At 59.7% G+C, this 13,224-nt stretch carries 9 protein-coding genes; 5 read left to right on the forward strand and 4 right to left on the reverse strand.

Going from position 1 to position 13,224, the window contains the following annotated elements; all coding sequences use genetic code 11:
• Nucleotides 1-323: 323 nt before the first annotated feature.
• Nucleotides 324-2,084 carry a polysaccharide biosynthesis protein gene (locus tag OP10G_RS16145; protein ID WP_227624950.1) on the forward strand — a complete coding sequence of 587 codons (1,761 nt, stop codon included), beginning with the start codon at nt 324-326 and terminating at the stop codon, nt 2,082-2,084.
• Between the two features lie 173 nt (nt 2,085-2,257).
• Nucleotides 2,258-2,422 carry a hypothetical protein gene (locus tag OP10G_RS26935; protein ID WP_158409259.1) on the forward strand — a complete coding sequence of 55 codons (165 nt, stop codon included), beginning with the start codon at nt 2,258-2,260 and terminating at the stop codon, nt 2,420-2,422.
• A gap of 378 nt (nt 2,423-2,800) precedes the next feature.
• Here OP10G_RS26935 and OP10G_RS16150 read toward each other — a convergent pair whose 3' ends face one another.
• Nucleotides 2,801-5,539 carry an NHL repeat-containing protein gene (locus OP10G_RS16150; protein WP_025229403.1) on the reverse strand — a complete coding sequence of 913 codons (2,739 nt, stop codon included), beginning with the start codon at nt 5,537-5,539 and terminating at the stop codon, nt 2,801-2,803.
• Nucleotides 5,540-5,717: 178 nt separating this feature from the next.
• Between OP10G_RS16150 and OP10G_RS16155 the strand changes: the two genes are divergently transcribed.
• Nucleotides 5,718-6,287, forward strand: a complete 570-nt coding sequence (locus tag OP10G_RS16155; RefSeq protein ID WP_144241190.1) for a hypothetical protein — start codon at nt 5,718-5,720, stop codon at nt 6,285-6,287.
• A 1,284-nt stretch (nt 6,288-7,571) separates the two neighbouring features.
• Here OP10G_RS16155 and OP10G_RS16160 read toward each other — a convergent pair.
• Together OP10G_RS16160 and OP10G_RS16165 are read right to left on the reverse strand one after the other, a co-directional pair.
• Entirely contained in the window at nt 7,572-9,572 is a 2,001-nt protein-coding gene (locus OP10G_RS16160) for a glycosyltransferase (RefSeq protein WP_025229401.1), read from the reverse strand.
• Nucleotides 9,573-9,626: 54 nt separating this feature from the next.
• Nucleotides 9,627-10,193, reverse strand: coding sequence for a hypothetical protein (locus tag OP10G_RS16165; RefSeq protein WP_025229400.1), 567 nt, complete (start codon nt 10,191-10,193; stop codon nt 9,627-9,629).
• Between the two features lie 634 nt (nt 10,194-10,827).
• Here OP10G_RS16165 and OP10G_RS16170 point away from each other — a divergent pair.
• Nucleotides 10,828-11,088 carry a hypothetical protein gene (locus OP10G_RS16170; RefSeq protein WP_144241191.1) on the forward strand — a complete coding sequence of 87 codons (261 nt, stop codon included), beginning with the start codon at nt 10,828-10,830 and terminating at the stop codon, nt 11,086-11,088.
• 11 nt (nt 11,089-11,099) lie between these two features.
• Here the strand turns inward: OP10G_RS16170 and gmd are convergent, their stop codons facing one another.
• Nucleotides 11,100-12,146 (reverse strand): GDP-mannose 4,6-dehydratase, encoded by a 1,047-nt coding sequence (gene gmd, locus OP10G_RS16175; RefSeq protein WP_025229398.1) that lies wholly within the window; start codon nt 12,144-12,146, stop codon nt 11,100-11,102.
• Between the two features lie 422 nt (nt 12,147-12,568).
• On the opposite strand from gmd, the gene OP10G_RS16180 reads away from it, so the two are divergent.
• A complete protein-coding gene (locus OP10G_RS16180) occupies nt 12,569-13,213 on the forward strand; it encodes a sugar transferase (RefSeq protein ID WP_038473232.1) in 645 nt (214 codons plus the stop codon).
• Nucleotides 13,214-13,224: the final 11 nt, after the last annotated feature.

A 13,224-nucleotide genomic window follows, 5' to 3' on the forward strand; every position in this document is an offset into this window, starting at 1 on the left:
CGAGATGAGGTGTTTATCTGCGAAGTTCCTATAGGAATTCGGCGGGGGATGAATACAAGGTTGGGCGAACGGAGTAGAATTTAGCGGTTTGGGTTGGCCTTCTTGCAATATTGTGCGAAGGCAGTTAAACGACCTTTTTTGTGGGGAGTGATATGAACGGGCTACAACGACTAAGTGCGCGACTGAGAAAGCCTCCGGTTCGATGGTTTCGCCTAATCAGGGACGTAACGGTAGATCTTTTACTGGTCAATCTTTGCCTGGCCCTCGCTTTCGGGTTGGTGAATTCGTTTGCCGGTCCGTTCGCGTTTACGACGATTCCCGTGATGGCAATCTTGGGCACCTCCGTCCTGACGACGCTGCTGCTCTTCTGGCGCGGGATGTATTCCATCGACCCTCGGTATCTGGGGCTCCACGACTTTTTGAACATCTCCGGGGTTTGCTTCGCGCTTGCGATTCCGACCTCTTATATGGAGCGGATCTACCACGTTACGGATAGAAGCAACGGCGTGCTGCTGGTTCCGGTGCTGTTCGCGCTGATGTCGGCGGGCGCCCTCACCGGCTTGCGGGTCATGCGACGAGCCCTCGCCTGGCGCCCTCGCACGAAGGAAGACGAAGGGCAGGTAAGGCCGCGGCGAACGCTTATCGTGGGAGCTGGCGATGCCGGAGAGACGATCGTTCGGGAATTGAGCCGGGGGCGGCATGCCTCGCACCAGATCGTGGGGTTCGTCGACGACTCGATGGAGAAGCAGTCGCTGCGAATCCACGGCATCTCGGTGCTGGGAACGGTCGCCGACATTCCTTCCATCGCAGAGCATTACCGCGTGGACGAGATTCTGATCGCCATGCCGACGGCCACCGGGTCGGACATCCGAAGGGTTTACGATAGCTGCAGCAAGACGCTTGCCCGGGTTCGAACTCTGCCCGGCCTGACGAACCTTATTAATGGCGACCGGCTTGCCAAGCACCTTCGCGATATCGACATCGAGGATCTTCTCCGGCGAGAGCCGGTGAGCACCAATATGGAGGAGATCTCCCGCTACCTGCGGGGAGAGCACGTCCTCATTACGGGTGGCGGCGGATCCATCGGAAGCGAGCTGGCCCGGCAGGTGGCCCGGATGTCGCCAGCCAGCCTTATCCTTGTCGGAAAGGGTGAGAACTCGATCTACGACATCGAGCAAGAGCTGCTGCAGACGACGCAACTCGTGCCGATCACGGTCATCGCCGACGTACGCGACAAAGTTTCGATCCAACGGATCTTCGACCAGTATCGTCCCACGGTCGTCTTCCACGCGGCGGCGCACAAGCATGTGCCGCTGATGCAGAAGAACCCGGCGGAGGCGATCCAGAACAATATCCTTGGGACGCTCAACACCGCCGAGCTATCCGTTACGTATGGAGTTCGCAAGTTCATCCTTATCTCGACGGACAAGGCGGTCAACCCCTCCAGCGTGATGGGGGCGACGAAGCGGGTCTGCGAGATGGTGGTGTGCGGAATGGGGCAGGCCTCGGAGACGCAGTTCTCCGCCGTGCGGTTTGGAAACGTGCTCGGAAGCCGCGGAAGCCTGATCCCGCTCCTGAAGGCCCAGATTCGCCGAGGGGGCCCGGTCACCGTCACTCACAAGGATATGACCCGGTTCTTTATGACGATCCCCGAGGCGGTCTCGCTGGTAACGCAGGCGGGCGCCATCGGCGATAGCGGCGAGATCTTTATCCTCGACATGGGCGAGCCGATGAAGATCGAAGAGCTGGCGCTCGAGCTGATCCGGATGCACGGCCTCGTGCCGGGCGACGACATCGAGGTGCGATACACGGGCGTGCGGCCGGGTGAGAAGATGCACGAGGAACTCCTGTACGCTCAGGAGGACCTCAAGCCGACCAGCCATCCCAAGATTCGAATGGTCGCAGACCATCCGCGCGTCGATATGAGGGTGCTGCGCCGGGATATCGACACGCTGGTGCGATTCTGTCAGGACAAGAACGACGACGGTGCGCGGCAGTTCCTGATGGAGCTGGCGTGGGGCAAGTACAACATCTCGATCCTCGAATCCTCGGTGGACGAATCGACTCAGCACTACGCCAAATAACAACTCGCAACCTTCGGGAAACGGCCCCGGCTCTAAGCGAGCCGGGGCCGTTTTTTTTTTGCTGTTCTTCCCCGGAATTTCGGCGATGGTCCCGCGCCGATTTGCCGTTGGTCCCAACGCTTGGTCCTGGGTCTTGGCAGGGAAGCGGCAATTGGCGAGGATGAACGGTAACGATGCTAACAACGTTGCTCCTCATCATCGCCATGACCGCCGTGTCTCTCACCCTCTTCGGCCTCGCCCGCTTTTTCTCCCCTGGACCGCACGACCATTACCGAAAAGCCGCGGTTCAAGTGGCGCACCAAAAAAATAACGATTCTTGCTCCAAAAAGGGAGGTTAATGCGTTCTTAAACATATGGTCGGGCAACAAGCCACCGAGCAACGGGAAGCATGCGGCGGATGCCGAAGGGGGACCGGGTGTTGATTTTGACCTTCGCCCTGGGTCTCATCTCCGCCGGTCTGATGGGCGCCGCCGACCGGATCAAGAGCCGATTTATCGGTTAGCCGCTAGGTCTTTTTGAAACCTCGGAGAATATCCGTCGTCGTAAGTCCATGTTCATCCTCACGATGGTGTTGGGATTGGTTTCGCTGGGATTCATGCACGCGGCGGAAGCGGCGAAGAAAAACTCCACGAGGTTTTAGGGCCGGTACGGGCGACCTCCGGCACAAAAGGAGCCGGGACCAGAGAAGTCTGGTCCCGGCTCTTTTCGTTTGCGCTCTACTTGGATCCGGACTGAATCAGCCGCTGGTACAGCCTCATCGTCCGGTGAGATCCCGCATAGAGATTTCCGTTCCGGTCGAACGCCAAGGTTTGGTAGGCGCCGGTGGCTTCGCGGGCGGTCGTCGAGCAGTTGCCGTCCGCCGGTGCGGAGTCCACGCCGTACACGACGGTTGCCACCCGCTTCTGACCCGGACTGATCCGGCGGAGCCGGTTGTGCGTCCAGACATAGGCGTACCCGTAAGGGTCGACCGCGATCGACCCCGGATGATAGACGCCGGCGGCGATCCCATCCCCGTCCGCGTACCACGTCCCCGAAGCTTCGGGGTCGGCCGCGACCTCACCCGTGCCCGCGTAGACGGAAACCGTACCGTCCGGGTCGACGCGGCGTACCAGATTGTTTTCGTGGTCCGAAACCAGGATCGCCCCGTCAGGCATCGCCGCGATGGCGACCGGCGCGGAGAAGAGCGCCGAGGCGCCCTGGCCGTCGGCAAGGCCGGAGGCTCCAGACTCGCTTCCGGCCACCAGGTCGACTTGCCAGGAAGTCGCGAGGTCGGGCGCCTCATCGCGCTGCGTCACCTTTCTCACCCGGTTTCCGTCCCACTCGCAGATGTACAGCGTGCGGGTCGACTCCGACCAGATGAGATCGGGGGCGCAGGTGCTGAAGCGGGCGTCGCCTCCTAGACCGTTGCTATAGAGGTTCGTATCTGTCGAGTTTCCGGCGATCTTTAGCACGTACCAACTTCCGGGAAGGCGCGGATCGAGACCCGGTCCCAAGTACGCCGTGCGGAGCTCGCCGCCCTTGGTGGAAATTCCGTCCGGGTCCTGATGGCAGAACATGAAGAGGCGGCGTCCGTCCGGCGAGCATTCGACCGAGTCGATCTGGCCCTGAACCACCTCGTCGCCGTATCCGTTCGTGAGGCTCCCACCCGGGTTGTAAGGCATGATCGTGGTGATCAAGCCGCTTGGCTCCATGCGGCGAACCATGCGTGGATAGCCATCTTCCGCTTGGTCGACGAAGAAGACCGTGCCATCGGCCGCAGTGGCGATGGAGCTAACCTTTCGAATCCGGGCGCTAGTTCCAGAGCCGTCCTGCGGTCTTACGTCGGCCCCAGTGTAGCGTCCGGCGATGGTCCGGAGGAGGACGTTGTCGGCGCCGTAGAAGCCGGCCTGGGTGGGGTCGTACATCGCCCCGATCGACGACTCGATGGTTGTATCCGCCTCCACCGTGATGGTGAAAGAGAACTGACGCACGCCGGCCGGTAGCGCGAAATTCCAAGCGGGAACCGGAACCGTCGTTTGAGGCGCCAGAGTGCTCGCCAACTGGAAGTAGGGGGCGTCTCCGCCCGTCCAAGGGAGGAAACCGGTCGGGTTGGAAACTCGGACCGGCTCGGAGGTGCCGACAGAGGCCGAAGAGACGGGAAGATTTCCGCTGACGGCGGCGATCTTTTTAATCTTGTTGAACGCCGGCGAGGTCATCCAAAGGTCGCCGGATGTGTCGGTAGCCAGATAAGCCTTCCCGTCGAACTGGGCCACGTCGCCCGGGCCGTCCAGGTCGCCGGCGATGCCGTTGCCGGCGATGGTCGAGACAAGGTAGTCGTGAGGGTTCGTGATCGATCCGGAAGGATTAAGCGTCAACTGCCGCACCGTACCCGCGTCGCAGACGTAGATGCCGCCGTTGGAAATGGCGATGCCAACCGGGGTGTCGAACCTGGCCTCGACGCCAGTCCCGTCCGCCTGGACCGGTTGCCCATTGCCTGCGATCGGCGCCGAGGCGCCCGTGGTCGGGTCGATCACGAATACGCGCCGGGAGACCGTGGCGAACAGCTTGTTCGATCCCCCTACCTGTCCGTAGGTGATGCCGAGCATGCCGGCGAGCGTTCCGCTCAGCGTAAGCGTGGTAGTCGTGCGGAGGCCGTCGAGGTCCGAGATCACCCGTACCGCGTTGTTCCCGCCATCAGCCACGAAGAGTCGGGTTCCGTCGGTGTCCATAGCCCGCACGGTGTTGAACCGGGCGTTCAGGCCGTTGCCGTCGGCATATCCCGCGGCGCCGCCGGCGATCTTCTCAAGGCCGGTCCCGTCCTTGTGAACGCGCCACAACTCCCAACCGTTGTTGGCCATAAAGAAGTAGACCCAGGTCCCGATTACTGAAACCGCTTGCACTTTCGCGGTACCAGTCGCGAGGTGCGAGGTGGTGCCGTTGTCGTTCTTTCGCAGGCCGCCCACCAGCTCGCCCCAATAGAATTCGTTGTTGGAGATGGCGGCGAGGCTAAGCGGGGAAGAAAGGGTCGTCCCGCCGGCCGGTCCGTCGACACTGCTGTTGGTGCCGGTGCCGATCACTTTCGTGACGGTGGTTAACGAGCGCAGGTCGGTAACCGAACCGGTTCCGTTGACAAAGTTGCTGAGGATCACACGGAGCCCATTGCTTCCGCCGATGTTCTCGGCAAGATTGTTCTTCAAGGAGATTTGAAGCCGGCGTAGGGTCGTTTCGCCGGGAATTTCCAGCAACCGGCTCGAAGTCACGCTTAGCGCGGAGCCTCCGAAGGTCGCCCGGCTCGTTCCGGGTTGCAGCGGGCGCACGGTTACCTCGCCCGTCTCGACATTGACGATGACGCGAGCGGTGCCCTCGCCCTTCTCCACGACCGGCGCGATGGGGTTCGAGCGACCGCCGCCACCTCCACCACCGCAGCCCGAGACCAGCAAAGGCACCACCAAAACCCAACATTTAAGTAATTTCATTGAAATATCATCCGTTTAGCTAACGGTGCAGGCAGTATAAACGGTTATCGGAGACCGCGCAAGATCACTAGGATCGCTTTCTCGCCCACCCCTATTACTTAGCAATCTCTAAGGTCGGTCTCTTCCACGGAACCGCACGGCCAAATCTCTCGCCCTTTGTAAGGAAGGTCCAAATATCATGAAATTAAGCGGAATTCGAATGTTACTTGCCGGAGTGGTCTGCACCATGATGCTTGGCATGGTTCAGACGAGCGTGGCCCAGAGGCCGCCTTCATCGGTCCGAGCGGAGCAGCTTCGCCGGGCGGAGGCAAAGCGTCGTCAAGCCGAGCGAGTAGCCGCCGCCCAAAGGGCGGAGCGAAACGCGATCCAGTCGTCGCGAATCCGGATGCACGCCCTCAGCGCATCTAAACTGGCGCAAGCGCGAGCACGGGAAAGGGAACGCGCGGCGATCTTACGCTCACGCGCGCAACGACTTGCGGCGGCTCAGAGGGCGGAGCGAGAAACGATCAAGGCCTCCAGGATCCGAATGCACGCGGTTTCCGCCGCGAAGTTGAGGGAGGCTCGGGCTCAGCAACGGGAGCGCGCGGCGATTTTGCGGTCGAGAGCCCAGCGAGACGCCGCGTTCCGCCGGGCGGAGCGAAAGTCCATCACCTCCTCTAGGGAGCGAATGAGGGCGCTTCGGTACGCGAAGCTTCAGGCCGAGCGAAGAAGGCACCATCGCCATCACCACGACCACGACCACGACTAGCGCCGCGTTACCGGCGGATGAATCCCGGCCCCGATTGGGGCCGGAGCTACGTTTGGATCATGAGGCGTTGTCGCGTGGGTGCGAGCCAAGCTGCGCCTTCGCGGCTTCGCCCTGGCGGAGCCGCCTGCCTGGAGAGCAGCGGTCCAGGGTTGCGCGGTAGGAGACACGGGGTCGACCGGCTTTTTGGCGGCTCAATCGAGGCTCGGGCGGGGCTCGGTTTGCGGTAACGCGACTCCCGGTCGCACGAAAGATGGGCTTTTTTCGCCCTCTGCGATCTCGGAAGATAGGGCATGGCACCCACGATCCTCCTTCTCGCAACAATCTCAATCTCTCTAATGTCTGCCGCAGACCGGCTCCGGCTCGCCCATAGCGTGATCTCTCGCGATCCAGACCTTTTCGACTAGGCCACTCGCCGCTAACTCGGGGTCGGAAGTGCCATGTCGCTCCAGGTTTTTGCGCCGATGCGCCCCATATCGCGAGACGGCCTTAACAAAAAAGCTTAACAAGATCGCCGCGTCGGATTTCCCCGATTTCAACCTAGACGAACCTGCCGAAATTGGGCTGCTACTAAAGGAGCAATAAACGATGCCCTAAACAGGGGGCATTATCCGTTTTAATTACTGAGTGCAAGGACGCCATCTGATGGCCCTGATCTTCGGTCGGGGTTTGGATGCTGTTAACAGACTCGTCAGGAAGAATACGAAATGTTAATCATGGCAATGACTCTTGGATTTATCTCCGCCGGCCTCTTTACTGGCGCGGATAAGCTCAAAGATCGACGGACGCTCTAACCGCGTTGGGCAAGGATGCCCAGCCTCAAGTGAGTGCCCAAGCGCTGCAAACAGCGAAAAAGATCTCTACGAGAGACCTTGCGGCATGGTGCGCAAGACCTGCCCTTTATTGCCGGGCTGAAACCGGCCCCTTAAATTAACGTCAAATAAATATGCTTGTCCTAACGATGGTGTTCGGGCTTATATCACTACTGTTGATGGCGGCCGCCGACTCGGCAAAGCGCCACCACACCTATTAATCGCGTTCCAACGGAGAGTGAGGCGAATGCCACCCTCGAACGGGATTTAAGCGGCAGTCCCTAGTCCCTGCCCGAGCGACTAGACATACCAGGTGCAATGTGCCTACACATGGTGTCGCGCACAATATCCAAGGCATTCGGATTATTGAGTGGGCGGTTTTCTCGACATGAAACCGCGGAAAGGGATTTCTCGCAAAGAGCGCTGAGGTCCGGGGCTTCACTTTAGGGATTCCGAACCGTACGCGCGACCGTCTTTAAGCTTGGTTCGCGTTTGACGGGTCGCCGGCCATTTCTTCCAGGTAAGTCGCGTATCGCTTGCGCAGGATCGGGGACTCGACCATGATCGTTGCCTTCGTGACGGCAAGGCCTTCGCGGTCGACGAGGTCGAAGACCTCTCTTTGACGGCGTCGGTCTTGCTCCAAGACCCGGATGAGCGCGTCGATCGTTTTTGGTCCGGCCGCGGTGAACGCTTGCTCCAGGAGAGCCCCGACCTTCGGGCGCTGCAGCAGCGCCCGGGCGGCGTTGAGCCGAACCACCGAATCGGGATCGTTTAGCAGGCGGAACAGCGTCGGCGTGACCTCAGGCCACTGAAGCCGTCCCAGGGTTTGGGCCAACGCCGCCCGCACGCGTAGCTCGTTGCTGGAAACCTGCCCCCGTAAATACGCCACGACTTCGGCCCGTTCGAGCTCTCCAATGGAGGCCGGGACGTGCCTCATCGCCTTCACCATCTCAAGCGGATCTTCCGAGGCCAGGCCGGCCAGTACCTCTTCGAGCGGATGTTCGTCGGAGGCGGAAGTGTCTCGCTTGACGTCTTCCCCGTGAAGTCCGCCAACCCCCTCGAGGTGCTGAGTGTTGTCCCAGCGCACGGCGGCTTTTCCGCTTCTCGAGTCGGCGAATACCTTGAGGGCTCGGAAGGTGGCGAGTCCATTGAGAATGTTGCCGATGATTAGGCGGGGTACCGAGAGGATGCCTGGCCCGAGGCCGTACGTGAGGCTCACCCACGTGATGCGCTGGGTAACGCGAAGGATCATAAAGAAGCTGCAGAACGCCACCAGGTGGGCGAGGGCGGTGCCGGGGACCAGAATCGACAGCAGCCTGAACGGAATCCATCCGGCCTGTCCCATCGCGTACAGGACGAAGTAGAGAAGGATGAAATAGCCGAGGAACGAGGCGCTCGCGGCGACGAAAACTTTCCGGTCCTTGACGAAGTTCTCCTTCATCAACCAATTTCCCTCCCACCCGGATTGCTCCCATTCTTGCAGAGAGATTCCGATGATCCAGCGCGACTTTTGCCGGACAGAGCGGGTCCAGTCCATGGGGAAGTACGACCAGTTGGAGATGAACATCGGTCGCTTACAAAGCGGGGTCCACCAGGGCGATTTATCGTCTTCCAGCACCACCGTCACGAAGACGGAGCGCAGGCCGGCTTCCCGGATCTTCTTGGACATGGAGTAGTCCTCCGTCATCGAAGATTCGTTGAAGACGTGCCCTCCGTGCTCGTCGGAGAGGAAGTCGATCACCTTCCGAGAGAAGCCGGTGCCGGTTCCCGCGTAAGGGACGAATCCGGAGATCTTCTCCCGCACCGGGACATCTTTCAGATGGTTCTCGCTGAATTCATCCGCGTAGATCCAGTGCACCCACTTATTCCACTTTGTGGGGAGGGGCAAGATCGGAAGCTGCACCACGTCGACCTGAGGAATGAGATAGTTGTGTAGGAGAAACGATTGCGGATGAACCCAGTCCTCGGCATCGTGCATCAGGATGATGTCGAAGTTGACGCCGTATGCCTCCTCGTGGGCTCGGATCGTCTTGAGCACGTTATGAAGGCAGTCCGCCTTGGTGGTGGGGCCGGGGCGGAGGGTGACGACCTTATTGATCTGCGGATACTCTTTGGCGAGGCGGTCCACGCAAGCCTGAGTGGCTGGGTCGTTCGGATACGTTCCCACGAAGATCGAATAATTCTCGTATTCGACCCGCTTGATGATGTTGTCGACCATGCTGGCGACGACCTCGCCCTCGTTCCATGCAGGGACCATTACGGCGATCCGCTGCTGGTCGCGGGCACGCAATCGCTCCAGCGAGAGTCGCGGCTGACGCCGGTAGCTGTACAGCCTCCAAAAACGGAGCCAGTAAGCTCCGATGTCGTAAACCAGGTCTTGAGACCCGCTGAGGAAATAGATGACCGAGACGACCCAGGTCATCCCCGCGAACACATCGCGCAAGATGATGAGCAGGTCGCGGGCTTGGAGGTTCACTTAGTCAAAGTCTACGCCGTCCGTCCCGCAGCTCTTTCGGTCGAGGCGCGAAGCTTACCGGGAGCCAACGCCGGCGAGTCCATTGTTGGCCAGCTCGTGCACTTCGAAGAGCGAGGTTTTGCCCATGGTTACCGGGTCGACGACGACCGCGCACTTGGAACAGTATCGCAGGCGAGACCAAACCTGACGCCGCTGAATGTAGGCCCAATACCGCTCACGGTGACTATCCAGCCGTAGCTTATCCTCGCTCGCCGCGAGCGCCCTTTCGGTGCGCCAGCTCCTGAACCCGGTGATCGTCGCTAATACCAACGTCAAGGTTGCGAAGGCGAGACTGGGAGCGGCGCCGGTTAGGGCGAAGTAGGCGACGGTAAAGACGATGATGCAGACCACGCCGAAAGCGACCCCATTGCGCAGACCGGTACGGTGCCGACGCGAAAGCTCGAGGACAGGGCGTTGAGGGGGTGTCAGCCACTCGGCAAGATCGGCGGAAAACAAGAACGAGGGCTTAGAGACGAGCTCGCTCAACTCCTCCATGGAGTAAACCTGCGGATTCCGGCAGTACGGACAGAGACATTGCGCGGCAATTTCCTTGTGAACTTCGTGCTCTATCTCTTGGATCATGGGTGCTGCCGGACGTCTAGAGGGCTGAATGACCGATCTCTGCATACGTGCGAAGCTTTGCGGCTGTGCCACGTCGTGTCCGCTCACTACCGATTATCGGCAGTTCGGCTGGCCAACTTTAGCGCCAATGGGTGAAAGCGAGGGAGTTCGTCCACGGTTGTCGTTCAACCCAAAATTCTCCGGAGCCTAATCGTCCTTGCTATCGGACGGTTTAGGGGTCTTGCGGGGTTCGAGCGCATCTGGGTGGAAGTCCCAGTCGTCAGGAGCGTCCATCACAAACACCCTAAGGATTCTTCGCCACAGCCGGCGCAGCCAACTTTCCCTCATTGGATCTTTGTTCAATTGACCGCCTCGTCCGTTGAATCGCGGAGAAATCCTACCCGAGGGAGTGACTTACGCTGGGTCTCATCCGTGTGGTCGCCCAGCCCGGGAAGAAATCTCCGTGGGTCCGGTATCTTTGATGTCGGTGCTTGTACATCATCGCGTGAGGAGTGCGGCGCCACCCGGACCTTTGGCGCATCGGAGTCACGACTTCGTTTAACATGGAAGGTCAGCGCGGACGGGCGACGCAAGGATGCAAATCGAAATCGAAGGAGTACTGAGGCGCCGGACACGGTTACGGGCCGGCCCGTTCATGCACGAGAAGTGGAGGGACGAAAAATTCAGAGCTCTTTTCGACCTCTCCGATCCGAATAACGCCAATCCTTGCGAGCTCGTTCCGGAATTCCAAGTTGGATGGGAGCGAAACGGCGACCGAGTATTCCTCACCGCCCACTTAAAGAGCCGCCTATTCGTCCTCGGTGAAACCGTGGTGGACGACCGACGGGTCTTTTCCTTCAACATCCTGTCCGTCGCCGGAATGGAAGTTGTCGGCAAAGTCGTCTGCCGTCCTTAGTTTCTTGGCCCCTAAACGTTCGCCATGCCACGGGCGGTGACAAGGTGTCCGGCTTCGACCAGGGTCTTTTCCTGTCGCGCCAGCTCGAGGTCGTGCTTTACCATCCGCTCGACCAATCGCGCAAAACTCACCTTGGGCTCCCAACCGAGAACTCGCTTCGCCTTTGTGGGGTCGCCGTGGAGGTGCTCGACCTCGGTCGGCCGGAAGTAGCGCGGATCGATCAGGACAAACTCCTCCCAATCGAGATCGAGCTGGGCAAACACCCGCTCGACGAATGCCTTGACGGAGTACGACTCACCGGTGGCAACGACGAAGTCGTCCGGCTCGTCGACCTGTAGGATGCGCCACATCGCCTCCACATAGTCTTCCGCGTGGCCCCAGTCTCGCTTTGCGTCGAGATTGCCCAGGTACAGCTTTCTTTGAAGCCCAACCTTGATCCGGGTGGCAGCGCGGGTGATCTTTCGGGTCACGAACGTTTCCCCTCGACGTTCGGACTCGTGGTTGAACAGGATTCCGTTCGAGGCGAACATCTGATAGGCCTCTCGGTAGTTGATAGTTTGCCAGTAAGCGTATACCTTTGCCGCGGCGTACGGGGAGCGAGGATAGAACGGGGTCGCTTCCGATTGCGGAGGTGGGGTGGCCCCGAACATTTCGGAAGTACCGGCTTGGTAAAAGCGGGCGAACTTGCCGGTGCGGGCGCCAAAGTCTCGGATCGCTTCCAGCAGTCTCAGGGTGCCGAGCGCATCGACGTCGACCGTGTATTCCGGCTGCTGGAAGGAAACCGCGACATGCGACTGAGCGCCAAGATTGTATACCTCGTCGGGCTGGACTACCTCGATGACTCTCCGCAGTCCGGATCCGTCGGCGAGGTCGCCGTAATGAAGCTTTACGTGAGGACTAGGCGTGTGTGGGTCTTCGTAAAGGTGATCGATGCGGTCGGTATTGAACGTGGATGCTCGGCGAATAATGCCATGCACCTCGTATCCCTTTTTGACCAACAACTCGGTCAAATAAGAGCCGTCCTGACCAGTGATGCCGGTAACTAATGCTCGTTTCATTCGAAATCTCCTGATGCGCGGTCCGGCAGCTTCGGCGTCCCAGATTGTCCGTTCGACGTTTTGGAACGACGAACAGAGAAGTGATTGTAACCGCAGAAGGGCGATTCCGTGGCGGCTAATCGCCGATAAGGATCAACTTCGAAGCACGGCGTCCGCGCCGTCCCCGTTCGACCGGTAGTATTGCGGTCTCAAAAAGAGTTTTAGTAAATAGTGCTTGGAATCTTTGGCGCGAAGAGCATTTCCCGTTATAATTCAGTCGGCACAGCAAAGAGGCGGCCATCGATCTCACGGATCTCCCACCGTAACGAAGCTTACGAGATCCCCTGACCGTTGACCTTGACTCCTGGCCCATGCTCGCCAATTATTCACACGTTGCCCGTGAGCCTTCCGGCGAAGACTCGGATTACGATCGCCGCTCACTCATGCGGGATCAATTCGTTCCTGCCGAGCCGCTCTCGGAGAGCCTCGCTTACCGGGGCGTGAAGCGTTTGGCCGACGTGACCGTAGCCCTGACCGCGGTGGCGGTATTTTCACCGATCTTCCTCATCGTCTCGATCCTGATTTTTCTGGAGGACAAGGGTCCGATTCTTTATCGGCAGCCCAGAATCGGCCGTTTCGGAGTCCCGTTCTGGTTTTACAAATTCCGCAGTATGCGGCTGGACGCGGACCGGCTTCGGGAGGAGCTCCTGAAGAGCAGCGATACCGAGGGGGCCGCGTTTAAGATGAAAAACGATCCTCGGGTGACGAGGATAGGACGGACGATTAGGAAGTTTTCGATCGACGAAATGCCGCAGCTATTCTCGGTGCTGGCAGGCCATATGTCGATCGTGGGTCCGAGGCCGCATCTGAAGTCGGAAGTTGCGACTTACGCACCGGAAGAGCACGAGCGCCTGTTCGTGAAACCCGGATTGCTTTGCCTGCGAGAAATAAGGGGGCGGTCCCACCTTTCCTTCGAGCAATGGATACTTTTCGATCTGGAATATGTGCAAAACCGGTCGCTATGGCTGGACGCGAAAATATTCCTCCTTGCAATACCCGCCGTCATCAAAGGTGAAGGCGCTTATTAGCGAAGCCCACC

The organism is Fimbriimonas ginsengisoli Gsoil 348 (assembly GCF_000724625.1).
Taxonomy (GTDB): domain Bacteria; phylum Armatimonadota; class Fimbriimonadia; order Fimbriimonadales; family Fimbriimonadaceae; genus Fimbriimonas; species Fimbriimonas ginsengisoli.

Bases quoted from the DNA above. Each gene is read 5' to 3' on its own strand.
- OP10G_RS16145 (WP_227624950.1), top strand. From the start codon at position 324: ATGGCAATCTTGGGCACCTCCGTCCTGACGACGCTGCTGCTCTTCTGG.
- OP10G_RS26935 (WP_158409259.1), top strand. From the start codon at position 2,258: ATGCTAACAACGTTGCTCCTCATCATCGCCATGACCGCCGTGTCTCTC.
- OP10G_RS16150 (WP_025229403.1), bottom strand. From the start codon at position 5,539: ATGAAATTACTTAAATGTTGGGTTTTGGTGGTGCCTTTGCTGGTCTCG.
- OP10G_RS16155 (WP_144241190.1), top strand. From the start codon at position 5,718: ATGAAATTAAGCGGAATTCGAATGTTACTTGCCGGAGTGGTCTGCACC.
- OP10G_RS16165 (WP_025229400.1), bottom strand. From the start codon at position 10,193: ATGATCCAAGAGATAGAGCACGAAGTTCACAAGGAAATTGCCGCGCAA.
- OP10G_RS16170 (WP_144241191.1), top strand. From the start codon at position 10,828: ATGCACGAGAAGTGGAGGGACGAAAAATTCAGAGCTCTTTTCGACCTC.
- gmd (WP_025229398.1), bottom strand. From the start codon at position 12,146: ATGAAACGAGCATTAGTTACCGGCATCACTGGTCAGGACGGCTCTTAT.
- OP10G_RS16180 (WP_038473232.1), top strand. From the start codon at position 12,569: ATGCGGGATCAATTCGTTCCTGCCGAGCCGCTCTCGGAGAGCCTCGCT.